Origin of the sequence: Cohnella nanjingensis, from assembly GCF_014212125.1 — a bacterium.
GTDB lineage: Bacteria > Bacillota > Bacilli > Paenibacillales > Paenibacillaceae > Cohnella > Cohnella nanjingensis.
In genome coordinates this window covers 14,829-29,692 of the sequence record NZ_JACJVP010000077.1, presented here as the reverse complement: position 1 = coordinate 29,692, position 14,864 = coordinate 14,829, and the positions used below count along the sequence as shown (strand labels likewise).

Annotated in this window: 13 protein-coding genes; all 13 read left to right on the top strand. The window is 65.2% G+C overall.

Annotation, left to right across the window (positions count from 1 at the left end):
• The first annotated feature begins 105 nt into the window (after positions 1 to 105).
• The 13 genes from H7C19_RS32880 to uraD all read left to right on the top strand — a co-directional run bounded on the left by H7C19_RS32880 (position 106) and on the right by uraD (position 14,844).
• Positions 106 to 1,719, top strand: a complete 1,614-nt coding sequence (locus tag H7C19_RS32880) for a PucR family transcriptional regulator (RefSeq protein ID WP_185673318.1) — start codon at positions 106 to 108, stop codon at positions 1,717 to 1,719.
• Positions 1,720 to 1,853: 134 nt separating this feature from the next.
• The gene (locus tag H7C19_RS32875) at positions 1,854 to 3,185 is read left to right on the top strand and encodes a 5'-deoxyadenosine deaminase (protein WP_185673317.1); all 1,332 of its coding nucleotides are present in this window, start codon (positions 1,854 to 1,856) and stop codon (positions 3,183 to 3,185) included.
• Positions 3,186 to 3,197: 12 nt separating this feature from the next.
• Positions 3,198 to 4,235 (top strand): XdhC family protein, encoded by a 1,038-nt coding sequence (locus H7C19_RS32870; RefSeq protein ID WP_185673316.1) that lies wholly within the window; start codon positions 3,198 to 3,200, stop codon positions 4,233 to 4,235.
• The gene (locus H7C19_RS32865; RefSeq protein WP_221469601.1) at positions 4,195 to 4,773 is read left to right on the top strand and encodes a nucleotidyltransferase family protein; all 579 of its coding nucleotides are present in this window, start codon (positions 4,195 to 4,197) and stop codon (positions 4,771 to 4,773) included. Before H7C19_RS32870 ends, H7C19_RS32865 begins: the two co-directional genes overlap by 41 nt.
• Positions 4,774 to 4,969: 196 nt before the next feature.
• On the top strand, positions 4,970 to 6,142 hold the full coding sequence (locus H7C19_RS32860; protein WP_185673314.1) for a BMP family ABC transporter substrate-binding protein: 1,173 nt from the start codon (positions 4,970 to 4,972) through the stop codon (positions 6,140 to 6,142).
• Between the two features lie 127 nt (positions 6,143 to 6,269).
• Positions 6,270 to 7,814, top strand: a complete 1,545-nt coding sequence (locus tag H7C19_RS32855; protein ID WP_185673313.1) for an ABC transporter ATP-binding protein — start codon at positions 6,270 to 6,272, stop codon at positions 7,812 to 7,814.
• Positions 7,811 to 8,926, top strand: a complete 1,116-nt coding sequence (locus H7C19_RS32850) for an ABC transporter permease (protein WP_185673312.1) — start codon at positions 7,811 to 7,813, stop codon at positions 8,924 to 8,926. Before H7C19_RS32855 ends, H7C19_RS32850 begins: the two co-directional genes overlap by 4 nt.
• Before the next feature lie 17 nt (positions 8,927 to 8,943).
• Entirely contained in the window at positions 8,944 to 9,873 is a 930-nt protein-coding gene (locus tag H7C19_RS32845) for an ABC transporter permease (RefSeq protein ID WP_185673311.1), read from the top strand.
• A gap of 78 nt (positions 9,874 to 9,951) precedes the next feature.
• On the top strand, positions 9,952 to 10,869 hold the full coding sequence (locus H7C19_RS32840) for an FAD binding domain-containing protein (protein WP_185673310.1): 918 nt from the start codon (positions 9,952 to 9,954) through the stop codon (positions 10,867 to 10,869).
• Between the two features lie 7 nt (positions 10,870 to 10,876).
• Positions 10,877 to 13,276 carry a molybdopterin cofactor-binding domain-containing protein gene (locus H7C19_RS32835; protein ID WP_185673309.1) on the top strand — a complete coding sequence of 800 codons (2,400 nt, stop codon included), beginning with the start codon at positions 10,877 to 10,879 and terminating at the stop codon, positions 13,274 to 13,276.
• 67 nt (positions 13,277 to 13,343) lie between these two features.
• Positions 13,344 to 13,850, top strand: coding sequence for a (2Fe-2S)-binding protein (locus H7C19_RS32830; RefSeq protein ID WP_185673308.1), 507 nt, complete (start codon positions 13,344 to 13,346; stop codon positions 13,848 to 13,850).
• Positions 13,847 to 14,332 carry a nucleoside deaminase gene (locus H7C19_RS32825; protein WP_185673307.1) on the top strand — a complete coding sequence of 162 codons (486 nt, stop codon included), beginning with the start codon at positions 13,847 to 13,849 and terminating at the stop codon, positions 14,330 to 14,332. Before H7C19_RS32830 ends, H7C19_RS32825 begins: the two co-directional genes overlap by 4 nt.
• Positions 14,329 to 14,844 (top strand): 2-oxo-4-hydroxy-4-carboxy-5-ureidoimidazoline decarboxylase, encoded by a 516-nt coding sequence (uraD, locus tag H7C19_RS32820; protein ID WP_185673306.1) that lies wholly within the window; start codon positions 14,329 to 14,331, stop codon positions 14,842 to 14,844. The genes H7C19_RS32825 and uraD overlap by 4 nt, the downstream gene beginning before the upstream one ends.
• Positions 14,845 to 14,864: the final 20 nt, after the last annotated feature.

Below are 14,864 nucleotides of genomic sequence, written 5' to 3'. Positions count from 1 at the left end.
CATCTTGTTATTTCTCCACAATCGCTCTAAAATGTTAATTATATTAACATAAATGCGGGTCGTTCCTGCAAAGCAGGGCGTGTCTCATCCAAAGGAGGGTCCTCCATGCATATGACCGTCGAACAAGCGTTGTCCGTCTACCCGCTGTCGGAAGGCAGACTCATCGCCGGGAGCGCGGGGAGGAACCGGATCGTCAAGTCCGTCAACGTGATGGACGCGCCGGATATTACCGACTGGATCAAGGAAGGCGAGATGCTGTTCACGACCGCCTATCTGATCAAGGACGACCCCGCCGACGCGATCGAACTTCTCCACAAGCTGAACCTGTGCGGCGCCTCGGGCCTCGGCATCAAGCTGGGGCGATTCTGGACCGCCGTCCCCGAAGCGTTAATCGCCGAAGCGGACGCGCTGGGTTTTCCGCTCATCGAACTGCCCTACCCCTTCACCTTCTCCGACCAGATGAACGGCCTGTTCCATGCCGAGATGCGCCGCAGCACGGGATTGTTGCAAGAGGTGCTCGACAAGCAGGTTAGGCTGATGCGGTTCGCGCTGCGATCCGACCATGTCCGGGAGCTGTTCGATACGGTCGCCGAGGTGATCGGGGAGCCGATCGCCGTCGTCGGCTCGCGGGGGCAGATGGTCTACAACGCCTCGCCGGCGGACGACGGCGCGCTGCTCGGCGACTGGCCGTGGCCGCAGTACCACAAGTGGGTCAAGACGCCCGGCTGGCAGGCGTTCCGGGTTCCGCTCATGAAGCAGGGGCAATGCACGGGCCACGTTTTCTTTTTCACGCCGCGCGTCTATCTCTCCGCCATCGAAGAGAGCCTCTACTTTCAAGCGGCGGAGCTGCTCTCCTTCCATTTAAACTTCAACTACGAGGACTACTTCGAGCTGTCGGTCCAGCGGGACTTCGGCGTGCTCGTCAAGCGCCACTTGAAAAACGGCTTGTCGGCCGAGCGAGTGACGGAGTATGCCAAGCGGTGGGAGCTCGATCTGTTCGACGGGGCTTACCGCTGCGCGCTGACCGACTATCCGCGGCTCGCGGGCGCGGAAGCGCGCATGGAGGAGCTGGAGGCGCTGAAGGCGGAGTTCTTGAGCCATACCCGCATGCAGGCGTTGAAGGGAACGCATATCGTCATGGAAGAGGGGCTGCTGTCGCTCTTCCCGAACGCGGCGGACGACGGCGGAGATGCGCTGGCGGATGCGTTCGAAAGCTGCTTCGCCGGCCGGAAGGCCGACCCGCGCGGCGAGCCGCGGGCGGCGATGAGCGGCAGGAAGAGGCAGGTGGAGCAACTGGCCGAAGCGTTCGGGGAGTGCAAGGAGACGCATCGGCTGTCCGGCGATTGGGGCATCGGAGAGCGCATCTTGAAGTTCGAGACGCTCGACCTGGCCTTCATCTTCGAACAGGTGCCGCGGGAGCGGATGCAGACGTACTGCAACCGGCTGCTCGGCGGCCTGATGGGCAAGGATCCGGATTACGTGCAGGAGATGATGCGGACGCTCGAGACTTATCTCGACAACGACGGACAGTTGAACGAGACCGCGAAGAAGCTGTTCATCCACCGGAACACGGCGACGTATCGGATCGAGAAGCTCGGCGAGCTGCTCGACGTCGACTTCAAGCGGATCAACGATCTGCTGCGGCTCAAGATGGTATTCCTGTTCCGGAAAATGCTGAGCCAGGAGCCGGCGAATCAGCCGGAGCGGCTGCGGGGTTAAACGGAGCGCGAGGCCGTCGGAACGTAGGAGCGAGGGATGGAACGTAAATCGATATATACGGCTTTTACGGCGTTCGGATCGAAATAGGCGCCGGATCCGAGCGCAGGGAAGAGAGACGATCGGGGGACAATCGGATGACAACGAAGTGGATACGCAATGCCGTCATCTTGACGATGAACGCGGAATTGGAAGTGGTGGAAGGCGACGTCTTCATCGAAGACGGACGCATCGCCCGAATCGGACCGAATCTGGAGGCGCAGGCGGACGAGGTGATCGACGCCGGAGGGCGGGTGCTGCTGCCGGGCTTCGTGCAGACCCATATTCACCTCTGCCAGACGCTCTTCCGCGGGAGGGCGGACGACCTGGCGCTCATCGATTGGCTGCGCAAGCGGATCTGGCCGCTCGAAGCCGCGCACTCGGAGGAATCGGTCTATTATTCCGCGTTGCTGGGGTTAGGCGAGCTCATCCGGAGCGGCACGACGACCATCCTCGACATGGAGACCGTGAATCATACGGACGCGGCCTTCCGGGCGATCGCGGAGAGCGGCGTGCGCGCGCTGTCCGGCAAGGTCATGATGGATCACGGCACCGAGGTGCCGCCGGCGCTGCAGGAGGATACGGACCGCTCGCTCCAGGAAAGCGTGGATCTACTCGAGAAGTGGCACGGCGCCGCAAACGGCCGGATCCAATACGCGTTCTGCCCGCGATTCGTCGTCTCCTGCACGGAACGGCTGCTCGCAAGCGTCCGCGACTTGTCGGCCCGATACGGCGTCCGGGTGCATACGCACGCCTCGGAGAACCGGGACGAGATCGCGCTCGTCGAAGCCGAACGCGGCATGCGCAACGTCGTCTATCTCGATCATATCGGCCTCGCGCGGCCTAACCTGATTCTCGCGCACAGCATCTGGCTGGACGAGGAGGAAAAGCGCATCATTCGCGAGCGGGGCGTGAAGGTCACCCATTGCCCGGGATCGAACCTGAAGCTGGCTTCCGGCATCGCCCAAGTGCCCGATCTGCTGTCGATGGGCGTGCCCGTCGGCATCGGAGCGGACGGGGCGCCGTGCAACAACAACCTGGATATGTTCCAGGAGATGCGGCTCACGGCTTTTATCCAGAAGGTGCAACACGGACCGACGGTGATGAACGCGCGGCAGGTGCTGCGGATGGCGACGATGGGCGGCGCGGAGGTGCTCGGCATGGAATCGGAGATCGGCAGCGTCGAAGTGGGCAAGAAAGCCGATCTGCAGCTGCTCGACCTGGAAGACTTCCACGTCTATCCGTCGTACGATACGGACCTCTTCTCGCGCGTCGTGTACGCAGCGACGCGGGGGGACGTGGATACGGTGCTGATCGACGGCGAAGTGGTGATGGCGGGCAAGCGGGTGAAGACGATCGATCGCGCGTCGGTGCTGCGGGCATCCGACCGGACGCTGCGCGAGCTGCTGTCGCGGGCGGCCGTCATCTAAGGAGGGGACCGCATGGAAACGTTCGGGATCGTGGATCGGGCGCTGCGATGCGAAGGGGCCGTCGTCTTGGCGACGGTAATCGGCGTGAAAGGGCATGCTTACCGCAAGCCGGGGGCGGCGATGCTGTTCCTCCCGGAATCGGCGGAAGGGCGGATCGGCAGCATCAGTCCAGGATGTCTGGAGTCGGATCTGCAGGCGCGGGCCGCGGCCGTCTGGGCGTCCGGCGAATGCGAGATCGTACGCTACGACATGCGGCCGGAGACGGATGCGATGTGGGGCGAGGCGATCGGCTGCGGCGGCGTCATCGAGGTGCTGCTCGAAGCGGTGTCCGGAGAGCTGCGGCGCGCGCTGGCGGAAGCCCGCAGCCGCGCTTGGCGCGGCGTAGCGTCGAAGCTCGTCCGCGAGCGCCGGGGCCGCGGCATTCATTATCGGCTGGCGGAACCGGGCCGGGCCGAGCCCGGGGCGTCCGGAGCGGCGCCGCTGTTCGAATGGCGGATCGCGCGGCAGGACCGCCTCGTGCTGTTCGGCGCCGGCACGGATGCGGATCCCGTCTATCGGCTGGCGGCCGGACTGGGCTTCCGCGTCGCCGTGGCGGACTGGCGTCAATCGCTGCTGACGACGGAGCGGTTCCCGGACGCGGAGCTGGCCTCCGGCGGCGCGTCCGAACTCGTCCGCGCGCTCGGGATCGGCGAAGGAGATTACGTCGTGGTTTGCGGCCATCAGCTGCAGCGGGACCGGGCCATGATCGAAGCGCTCCTGCCGCTTCGGCCGGCGTATGTCGGCGTGATGGGTTCGGCCCGCCGCATCCGCCATCTGTTCGACGGATTGCCGATGCCGGACTTCGTCAAAGCGCCGGTCGGGCTGCCGATCGGGGCGGAAGGGCCGGAAGAGATCGCGGTCAGCATCGCCGCGGAGTTGATCGCCGTTCGCCGTGGAAGACGGACAAGGGAAGCGAGGGAGTCGCATGCGGATTACGGGTCTCTATCTGGCGGCAGGCCGGAGCAGCCGGATGGGGCGGCCCAAGCTGTCCCTGGAGCTTGCCCCCGGTAGACGATTGGGCGGCGTCGCGCTGCGAAGCCTGCTGGACAGCCGCGTCGCGCGGCCGGTCATCGCCGTCGTTCGGCCGGACGATCCGCTCGATTGGCTGGACGGCGCGAGCGGCGAAGTGCGGGCGGTGCCTTGTCCCGAAGCGGAACGAGGCATGTCCCATTCCATCCGCCGCGGCCTGCGCGAAGCAATGGACGCCGATGCCGACGCGATCCTCGTCGCGCTGGCGGACCAGCCCTTCGTGCATGCGGCCTGTCTGCGCGGTTTGGCCGCGACGGCAGCGGCCGACCCCGCGCTGGACTTCGTCGCCTGCCGGTATGCCGGCTACGACGCGCCGCCCGCCCTCTTCCGGCGGTCGATGTTCCCCGCGCTTGCGGCCTTGGAAGGCGATAAGGGCGCGCGGGCCTTGTTGACGGACGAGGCTTTCCGCGGCCGCTGCGTCGCGGTGACCGAGGCCGAACGGGCGTTGGATGTGGACACGCCCGAAGGATGGGTCCGGGCGCGTGAGGTTTATTCGCGAATGTTCGGAAGTGAAGGGTAGACTTGCTATAAATGTTAGAAAATCTTACGTAAAATAGAGGTAAAAGTGCACGATGCACAATGTCTGCTTGTCATATTAGATGATAGACCAATTAAATGTAATATAAGTTGACGTTAAAATTACGCAAAAGTATATTGGAGGTACGTCATGGTCGCAACCAAGATGTAAATAGAACAGGGAGTCGGGGAGGAACGGTATGAAAAAGAGGAAAAGCTTTTGGAGCGCAAGTCTGGCGCTCGTCATGATGATGGCCGTCGTGTTGTCCGCTTGCGGCAAGTCAAACGATTCGGGCAACGCGAGCCCGTCCGCATCCGCCTCTTCGGCTTCGCCGTCCGCGAGCGAATCGCCGTCGGCTTCGCCCTCGGCCCCGGCCGGCAAGACGCCTCGGGTCGCCTTCGTGTACATCGGCCCTCCGGGAGACGGCGGCTGGACGTACCAGCACGATCTCGGCGTGAAGTATATGGAGAAGGAGCTCGGCATGAAGGCCGACACCGTCGAGAACGTACCGGAAAGCGCGGACGCCGAGCGGATCATCACCGAGCTCGCGCAGAATCACGACATCATCTTCACGACCAGCTTCGGCTACATGGACTACACGTTGAACGTCGCCAAGAAATTCCCGAACGTGAAGTTCGAGCACGCCGGCGGCTACAAGACGAACGACAACATGGCCACCTACTTCGGCAAAAACTGGGAAGCCAGCTATCTCTCGGGTATCGCCGCGGGCAAGATGACCAAGAAGAACCACCTTGGCTACGTCGCCGCTTTCCCGATCCCCGAATTGATCTACAACATCAACGCCTTCACGCTGGGCGCGCAATCCGTAAACAAGGACGTCAAAGTCGACATCGTCTGGACGAACACGTGGTTCGATCCGACGACGGAGCGCAACGCGGCCATCAGCTTGCTGGACAAAGGCGCCGACGTTCTGATCGCTTACCAGGATTCGCCGGCCTCGCTCCAAGCGGCGAACGAACGCGGCGCGATGGCGGGCGGCAACGACTCCGACATGACCCGTTACGCGCCCAAAGCTTATCTGACCAATCCGGTCTGGAACTGGGGTCCGTACTACGCCAAGAAGGTCAAGGCGCTCACGGACGGCACTTGGACGAACGAGCAATACTTGGGTTCCTTCAAGGACGGCATGGTCGACATCGCGCCGCTCGGGGAGAGTATCCCGGACGACGTGAAGAAGCTGGTCGAAGACCAGAAGGCCAAGTTCGTCGCGGGAGAAGACAACATCTTCACCGGCCCGATCGTCGATCAGAGCGGCGCGGAGAAAGTGGCTTCCGGCCAATCGTTGACGGACGCGGAGATCCTCGAGATGAATTGGCTCGTCAAAGGCGTCGAAGGCACGATTCCGAAGTAAGCCTCGTTCCATAACGCGCCCAACAAATCCCTTTCAACGAGGGATTTGTTGATTTATCCCCACGAACACCGCGGAACACAGCCCGGCGGGAGGGTCGCCTCCCTCCCGCGATAGAGGAGGCAGCCTCATGACAACGAACGCGATCAACGCCATCGAGATGCGTCAGATCGTCAAGCAATTCGGATCCGTCGTCGCCAACGACCGCGTCGACTTCAGCGCCGGCGCCGGCGAGATCCACGCGCTGCTCGGCGAGAACGGCGCGGGCAAGAGCACGATGATGTGCATGTTGAGCGGCGTATACCGCCCGACGAGCGGAGACATCCTGCTCCGCGGCGAGCGGGTGCGGATCCGCTCCCCCAAGGACGCCGCGAAGCTCGGCGTCGGCATGGTCTTCCAGAACTTCCGGCTCGTGCAGACGCTGACGGCCGCCGAGAACATCGTCCTCGGCGAGAAATCGTCCTTCTGGCGCGGTCCGAAATGGATGAAAAACAAGCAAGAAGAGATCGCGTCGATCGCCGGCCGGTTCGGCCTCGCGTTCCCGGTCGATCGTCCGGTGTGGCAGCTGTCGGTCGGCGAGCAGCAGCGGGTCGAGATCGTCAAGACGCTGTACCGCGGCGCGCAGTTCATCATCCTCGACGAGCCGACCTCGGTCCTCACGCCGGGCGAGGCGGAGCAGCTGTTCGCGACGCTCGCGATCATGAAGGCCGAGGGCAAGACGGTCATCATGACGACGCACAAGCTGAAGGAAGTGATGGCGGCCGCGGACCGCATCTCGGTCATGCGCAAAGGCCGGATGATCCATACGGTCGACAAAGCGCACACGAACGAGCGGGAGCTCGCGCGGCTCATGGTCGGCAAGGACATCGCGGCGCATCGCGAGCTCCCGGACCGCAGCCCGGGCAAGGCGCTGCTCGCGGTCAGTCAACTCGACGTCTACGCGGACCATGGTCGCAAAGCGCTGGACGGACTGGAGCTGCACATCCGCGAAGGCGAGATCGTCGGCGTCGCCGGCGTCGCCGGCAACGGGCAGAAGGAGCTGGCGGAGGTGCTGACCGGCCTGCGCGCATGGAAGCGGGGAAGCATCGTCTTCGACGGCCGGCCGTTCAAGCGCGCCTCCGTTCGCGGCGCCATCGAAGCGGGCATCTCGCACGTGCCGGAGAACCGGATGAAGAGCGGTCTCGCCGGCAGCCTCGGCCTCGTCGACAATCTGTTGTTCAAGTCCTACCGCTCCAAGGAGCGCGCCAAGCTCGGCTTCCTGCGCATCGGACGCAACCGAACCTGGTCGCAAAGCCTCGTGGAGGAGTTCGACGTCAAGACGGCGGGTCTCGACACGCCCGTCCAGCAGCTGTCCGGCGGCAACCAGCAGAAGCTGCTGTTCGCGCGCGAGATTCACCATCGCCCGAAGCTGATGGTGGCGGTGCATCCGACGCAAGGCCTCGACGTCGGCGCGACGGAGGGCGTTCACCGGCTGCTCGCCCAGTTGCGCAGCGAAGACCGGAGCGTGCTGCTCATCTCCGAAGACCTGGACGAAGTGATGCAGCTGTCCGACCGGATCCTCGTCCTCTACGGCGGCCGGATCGTCGGCGAGATGCCGCGGGGCGAGGCCGACCGGGAGCGCATCGGCATGTACATGGCCGGATTGCATGGGGAGGAGGAGGAGAGGGCCGTATGAGCGAACGACAAGCCGCGGCGGCGGTCCCTCTGGAACCGCCCAAGCCGTCCTCGCGCCGCATGTGGGCTTATCGGCTGGAGATCGATCCTTCCCGCACGGGCAGCCCGTGGTGGATGACGATCGTCTCGGTCCTGCTCGCGCTCCTCCTGTGCGGCATCTTCATCGCCGCGAACGGCATGAACCCGATCGCCGTCTACGACAAGATGATCAGGGGCGCGTTCGGCTCCTCCTTCGGGATCGCCGAGACGCTCGTGAAGGCGATCCCGCTGCTCCTCTGCGGCTTGGGCGTCTCGATCGCCTACCGCATCTCCGTCTGGAACATCGGGGCCGAAGGCCAATTCATGGTGGGCGCCATCGCCGCCACCGCGGTTACGATTTATTTTCCGAATCTTCCGATTTACGCGACGATTCCGCTCATGATCGTCTTCAGCCTCGCGGCGGGCGGCGTCTGGGGGCTGCTCACGGCGATTCCCCGGACGTATTTTCAAGTGAACGAACTGGTCACCTCCCTGATGTTGAATTATGTCGGCTTGCTCGCGCTCGACTATGTCGTCTTCGGACCGTGGAAGGACCCGAAGGGCTTCAACTTCCCGGGCACGCCGATGTTTAACGAGGCGCAGTCGCTGCCCGTTCTGGGCGACACCCGGCTTCACATGGGGCTGCTGTTCGCGCTGGCCGCCGTCGCGATCTACGCGCTCCTCGTCAAGTACACCAAATGGGGCTACGAGCTGCGGCTCATCGGCGCCAATCCGGAGGCCGCGAGAAACGCCGGCATCCCCATCAAACGCCACATCCTGCTCGTCATGCTGATCAGCGGCGCGCTCGCCGGACTCGCCGGGATGAGCGAAGTGTCCGGCGTGTCCCACCGCCTCATGTACGGCATCTCGCCGGGCTACGGCTATACCGCGATCATCGTCGCCTGGCTCGCGAAGCTTCATCCGGTCGGCCTCGCGGTGTCGGCCGTCCTGTTCGGCGGTCTCATCGTCGGCGGCTACAGCGTCCAGACGATCGGCCTGCCTTCCTCGATCTCGAACATGATCCAAGGCGCGATCCTGTTCTTCCTGATCGCCGGCGGCATGCTCAGCAAATTCAGATTGCGCCGCAACGGCTGAGAGGAGCGGATCAACCTATGGAACTCCTTGCGCAAATCATCGCGGCCGCCATCTCCTCCGGCACGCCGCTGCTGTTCGCCGCGCTGGGCGGCATCCTGATCGAGCGTTCCGGCATCATTCAACTGGGCGCCGAAGGCATCATGCTGCTCGGGGCCGTCATCGCCTGCATCGCCTTTATCCACACGGGCAGTCTGGCGGTTACGCTGCTCGCCGTCGCCGGCATCAGCATCGCGCTCGGTCTCGTTCACGCCTTCATGTGCGTCACGCTGCGCGCCAATCAGACGGTCAGCGGGCTCGCCATGACGCTGTTCGGATCCGGCCTTAGCGCCTACCTCGGCAAAAAAGTCAGCGGCACGCCGATTCCGGGCTCCGTACCGAAGCTGAATCTGAACTTCCTGGACGGCGTACCGTTCCTCGGACCCGTCTTCGCGCACCTTGACGTCCTCGCCTGGTTCAGCTTCGTCCTCGTCGTCGCGATGCATCTGTATATCCATCGGACGTCGTGGGGCCTGCATCTGCGGGCGATCGGCGACAATCCCCCGACCGCCGACGTCATGGGCATCCGCGTGCAGACGTTCCGCTACGGATACGTCATCGCCGGCACGATCCTGATCGGCCTCGCCGGGGCGGATATGCTGCTTGTCTACTCGCCGACCTGGACGGAAGGCATGACCGCGGGACGCGGCTGGATCGCGGTCGCGCTCATCATCTTCGCCCGCTGGAATCCGGTCCGCGCGCTGTTCTGCGCGTACTTCTTCGGGGCGATGGATACGATCGGCTTCAAGATTCAGTTGATCGGCAGCGAGATTCCGTCCTACTTCCTGAAGATGATTCCTTACGCGGTCACGATCCTGGTGCTCATGTTTCTCGGCTGGCGGAGCCGCAACAAGCCTTCCGGCTCGCCGCAATCGCTCGGGTTGCCCTATATCCGCGAGCAGAGATTCTGATCGGGGCGGATTCGATGCCGCCCGGCGCAAGACAGCGCACGGAAATGTACGACCGTTTAGAGGAAGGAGGGGATGAACATGGCGATGGAGCAAGATGAGATTCTCCGGACTCCTGCCGTCTGGCATCCCGGAGATGCCCGGGAAGCTTGGCGCTTGAAGGAAGCGTTCGGTCCGGCCGGCGTCTACGTCGCCGGCGGCACGCTGCTCCGCACGCAATGGGAAGCGGGCGTCGCGGAGCCGCCGGCGCATCTGATCGACCTGACCGCGATCGCGGGGGCCGGCGAGGTCGAAATGGACGGAGAAGAGGCCGCGCTCGGCGCGCTCGTCCCGCTGTCCGTCTGCCGGAGCCATCCCGCCATCCTGGCGCGATACCCGCTCCTCGCGGAAGCGGCGCGCGTCATCGCGGCGCCGTCCGTCCGGAACCTGGCGACGATCGGCGGCAATGTCGTCTCCCGCGTCGGAGACGCGCTGCCGGCGCTGCTCGCGCTCTCGGCGCAGCTCGTCTGGCAGGCCGGACCGGAGCCGCACGCCTGCAGTCTGGCCGATTGGCTGGAGCGGGAGCGGCGCGCGCCGACGCCCGCGTCCGGCGTGCTGGTTCAGATCCGTCTGCCCGTGCCGCCGGACGATACGACTTCGAACGCGGCGCGATTCTTCGCTTACCATAAAGTCGGCCGGCGCGAGGCGTTCATGCCTTCGCTGGTGACGGTCGCGCTGACCGGCCGCATCGGCGCGGACGGCGCGGTCGAGGAGATCCGCGTCGCGGCGGGCGGCGGCCAGACGGTCCCGTACCGCCTAGACGCATCGGAAGCGGCGCTGCGGGGGCAGACGCCGGACGGCAAGACGCTCGCGGCGTTCCAAGCGTGCGTCGAGGAGGAGTACGAGCCGAAACCCGATCTTTTCGCGACCGAGGCCTACCGGAAGCGCGCGGCCGCGAATCTGGCGGCGGCCGCCGTCTGGCAGGCCGCCCGGGATGCCGCGGCAGGACGAAAGGGGTGAGGGGCGCATGCTGTTGAACCGGACGACGAGCGGGAGCCGATGGCGCACCCGGCCGGACGGTCCCGGCAAAGTAACCGGCGGCCTGTCTTATTTGACCGATCTGTCTCTTCCGGGCATGCTTCACGGCCTAGTGCTGCGCAGTCCGCATCCGCATGCGGCTATCGTCTCGATCGATGCGTCGAAGGCGATGGCGCTCCCCGGCGTGCTTGCGGTGCTGACCTACGCGGACGTGCCGGGATTGAACCGCTTCGGCATCGCCCGGCCGGACCAGCCCGTCTTCTGCGAGGACCGGGTCCGCTACATCGGCGACGCGGTGGCGGCGGTGGCGGCCGAGACGCCGGAGATCGCCGTGCTCGCGCTCCGCGCGATCGAAGTCGCGTACGAGCCGCTCCCGGTCGTCGACGATCCCGAACGCGCGCTGCTGCCGGATTCGCCGCTCGTCCACCCCGAAGGCAACGTGCTGCACCGGAACGACTACCGGACGGCAGACGTCGCGCCCGGCTTCGCCGCGGCGGCGCATATCGTCGAAGAGACGTACGTCACGCCGCGCCAGATGCACACCTATATGGAGACGGAAGGCGGGCTGTTCGTGCCGGAAGCGGACGGACGGCTCGCCGTCTATTCCGCCACCCAGCACGGATTCATGGACCGGATGCAGCTCGCGCGCATTCTCGGCCGGCCGGAAGCGGACATCCGGGTCGTCTCGAGTCCGATCGGCGGCTCGTTCGGCGGCAAGGACGAACTGAACGTCCAGCCTTACGGCGCGCTGCTGGCGCTCGCGACGGGCAAACCGGTGAAGGTTCACCACTCCCGCTGGGAGTCGGTGCGCGCGGGGCTCAAGCGCCATCCGATGAAGATCCGGATGAAGACCGGCGTCGACGCGAACGGACGCCTCCTGGCGCACGAGGTCGAGATCGTCGCGGACAAAGGGCCTTACGCGACGCTGGGCGCGGAAGTGTTGAACTTCGCGGTCGAGCATGTCATCGGGCCTTACCGGTACGACGCGGTCGACGTGAAGAGCGTGAACGTGTACACGAACAACGGCATGTCCGGCGAGTTCCGCGGCTTCGGCGGCAATCAGGCGATCTTCGCCCTGGAAGGCCAGATGGATCGGCTGGCCGACAAGCTCGGCATGGATCCGTGGGCATTTCGGCGGCTGAACCTGCGGAAGACGGACGATGCCGGACCGCTCGGACAGCCGATCGCGGTCACGGCGGGCGCGAGCCAAGTCTGGGAAGCGCTGGCGGAGAGCGAGCTGTGGCGAAGCGGCACAGGCAGAGGCAGCGCTGGATCTGGCCCGGGGATTGGCGCGACCGGAGGGAAGAGCGCCGGACATGACGGATCCGGGGAGGAAGGAATCGGGTTGGCGGCTGCTAGGGTAGAGGCGAAAACCGCGTCCGACCGGGGGCAAGCGACGGCCGGGACGCCGGCGCCGCCCTGGATCCGCAGAGGGGTCGGCGCCTCGTTTGTCATGCACGGCGCCGGCCTCGGCGTCGGCATTCCCGATCCGGCGGGCGGCCGCCTGCGGCTCGCCGCGGACGGCAAGATCGACGCTGTCTTCGGCTATGAGGAGTTCGGTCAAGGTCTTATCGCTTCTCTCGAACAGATGCTGATCGAGCAGTTCGGCTTCGCGGCGGAGGACGTCCGGATCGTCATCGGCGATACCGACGTCGTGCCGGACAGCGGGTCGAGCACGGCCTCCCGGTCCACGAGCATGATGTGGCAGTCGCTGCGCCGGCTGCGGGGACCTTTCGCGGGGAAGCTGATCGCCGCGGCGAGCGCGGCGCTGGCGATGCCGGCGGACCGGCTGCGCGTCGGGGCCGGCGGCATCCGGGACGCCGATGGCGGCGAGCTGCTGCTCCCGTATGCCGCGCTGGCCGCCGCGACGGCGAAAGCGCCCGTCATCGCCGAGACGCGGTTCGAATTCCCGCGATCGCCGGTCGACCGGGTCGGCGCGCATTTTCTCTACACGTATTCGGCCGTCGCCGTCGCCGTGGAGGTCAATCTGCTGACCGGCCGCGTCCGCGTCGCCGATCAGTACCATACCGTGGCTGCCGGTCCGGTCGTGAACCCCCAGGGCTTCCTTGGCCAGATCGAAGGCGGCAGCGGCATGGCGCTCGGCTTCTCGCTCACCGAAGACGCGGTCATGTCCGGCGGCCACTATCTCACCGAGAACTTGGACACCTATCTGATCCCGACCGTCGCGGAGCTTGGCGGGACCTTCGAGGTCGAGCCGATCGAGACGCTGCCGGAAGGGGACGAATACGGTCCCCGGGGGATCGGGGAAGTCGGTTCGGTCGGTCTCGCGCCGGCGATCGCTTCCGCCGTCTACCGGGCGGTCGGGAAGCGGGTGAACCGGCTGCCGATCGACCCCGCGCTGCTGCAGGAGACGGATGGCTGGTACTGACCGGCGCAGGCTGTCTAGCTCATCTGCATATTCATCGAAGCGGAAACAGGACGGGAGGGGATGGAAGATGATCGACCGGACGGAAGCGCGTCGAGCGAGCGGGGATGCGCTGGCTTGCGAGATTAACGGAGACGCGGTTACGGTCCGCGTGCCGCCGTCCAAGCGGCTGCTGTCCGTGCTGCGGGACGATCTGGGGCTGACCGGCACGAAGCGGTCGTGCGAGATCGGCCGCTGCGGCGCCTGCATGGTGCTGGCGGACGGCAAGCCCGTCAACGCCTGCTTGACGATGGCTTACCAATGCGAAGGCAAGCGAATCACGACGATCGAGGGACTGTCCAAGGGCGGTCTGCACCCCGTGCAGCAAGCGTTCCTCGAGGAAGGCGGCTACCAGTGCGGGTATTGCACGCCCGGCATGATCATCTCCGTGACCGCGCTGTTGCGCGAGCAGCCGTCGCCGACGGCGGATCAGATCGAAGAAGCGCTGTCGGGCAATCTGTGCCGCTGCACCGGATACGGAGGCATTCTGCGTTCCGTTCAACGGGCGATCGATTTGACGAAGGAGGCCCAGCCATGAGCGAGAGAGAACGGCATTTATCCTATATTCGCCGCTGCATCGAAGTATCCAGAAAGGCGCGGGCGTCGGGCAATACCCCGTTCGGCTGCATCCTGGTCGGGCCGGACGGCGAGGTGCTCCGGGAGCAAGGCAATGTCGAGATTACGGAGCATGTGTGCACGGGACACGCGGAGACGTCGCTCATGCAGGCGGTATCGAAGCAGTTTCCGAAGGACGTTCTCTGGCGGTGCACGCTGTATTCCACGGCGGAGCCTTGCGCGATGTGCACGGGGGCGATCTATTGGGGAAATGTCGGGCGCGTCGTATACGGCATCTCCGAGCGCCGGCTGGCCGAGCTGACCGGGGACGACGAGCAGAATCCGACCCTCGACATGCCCTGCCGCGAGATCTTGGCCCGGGGCCGCAAGGCGATCGAAGTCATCGGTCCTTTCCCCGAGATCGAGGCGGAAGTGGTCGCGGTGCACGAAGGGTACTGGAAATGAGCGCGGCGCCCCATAAAATCCCGATGCTCGTCGTCAGCAAGATGAGCCGCGCGCAGTTCGTCGGCGTCCTTGGCGGCATTTTCGAACATTCGCCCTGGGTCGCCGAACAAGCGTGGGAAGCGCGCCCGTTCCGCACGCGGGAGGCGCTGCATGAAGCCATGATGACAGCGGTCGCCGCGTCGCCCGAAGCCCGCATCCTCGAACTGCTGTGCGCGCACCCGGATCTCGGGACGCGGCTTGCGGTAACGGACTATTCGGCTTCGGAGCAGCAAGGGGCCGGACTCGACCGCCTGACGCCGGAGGAATACGGGACGTTCTCCGCGGCCAATCGGGCCTACGTAGACAAATTCGGCTTTCCGTTCATTCTGGCCGTCAGGGGCAAGACGAAGGACGACATTCTGGAAGCGATGAAGGCGCGGCAAGCGAACGAACCGGCCGCCGAGCGCGCCGAGGCGCTGGCGCAGATCAAACAGATAACCGGCTGGCGGCTGGCCGACCTGCTCGGCGCCTGAACCCGACGATTCGATCCAAG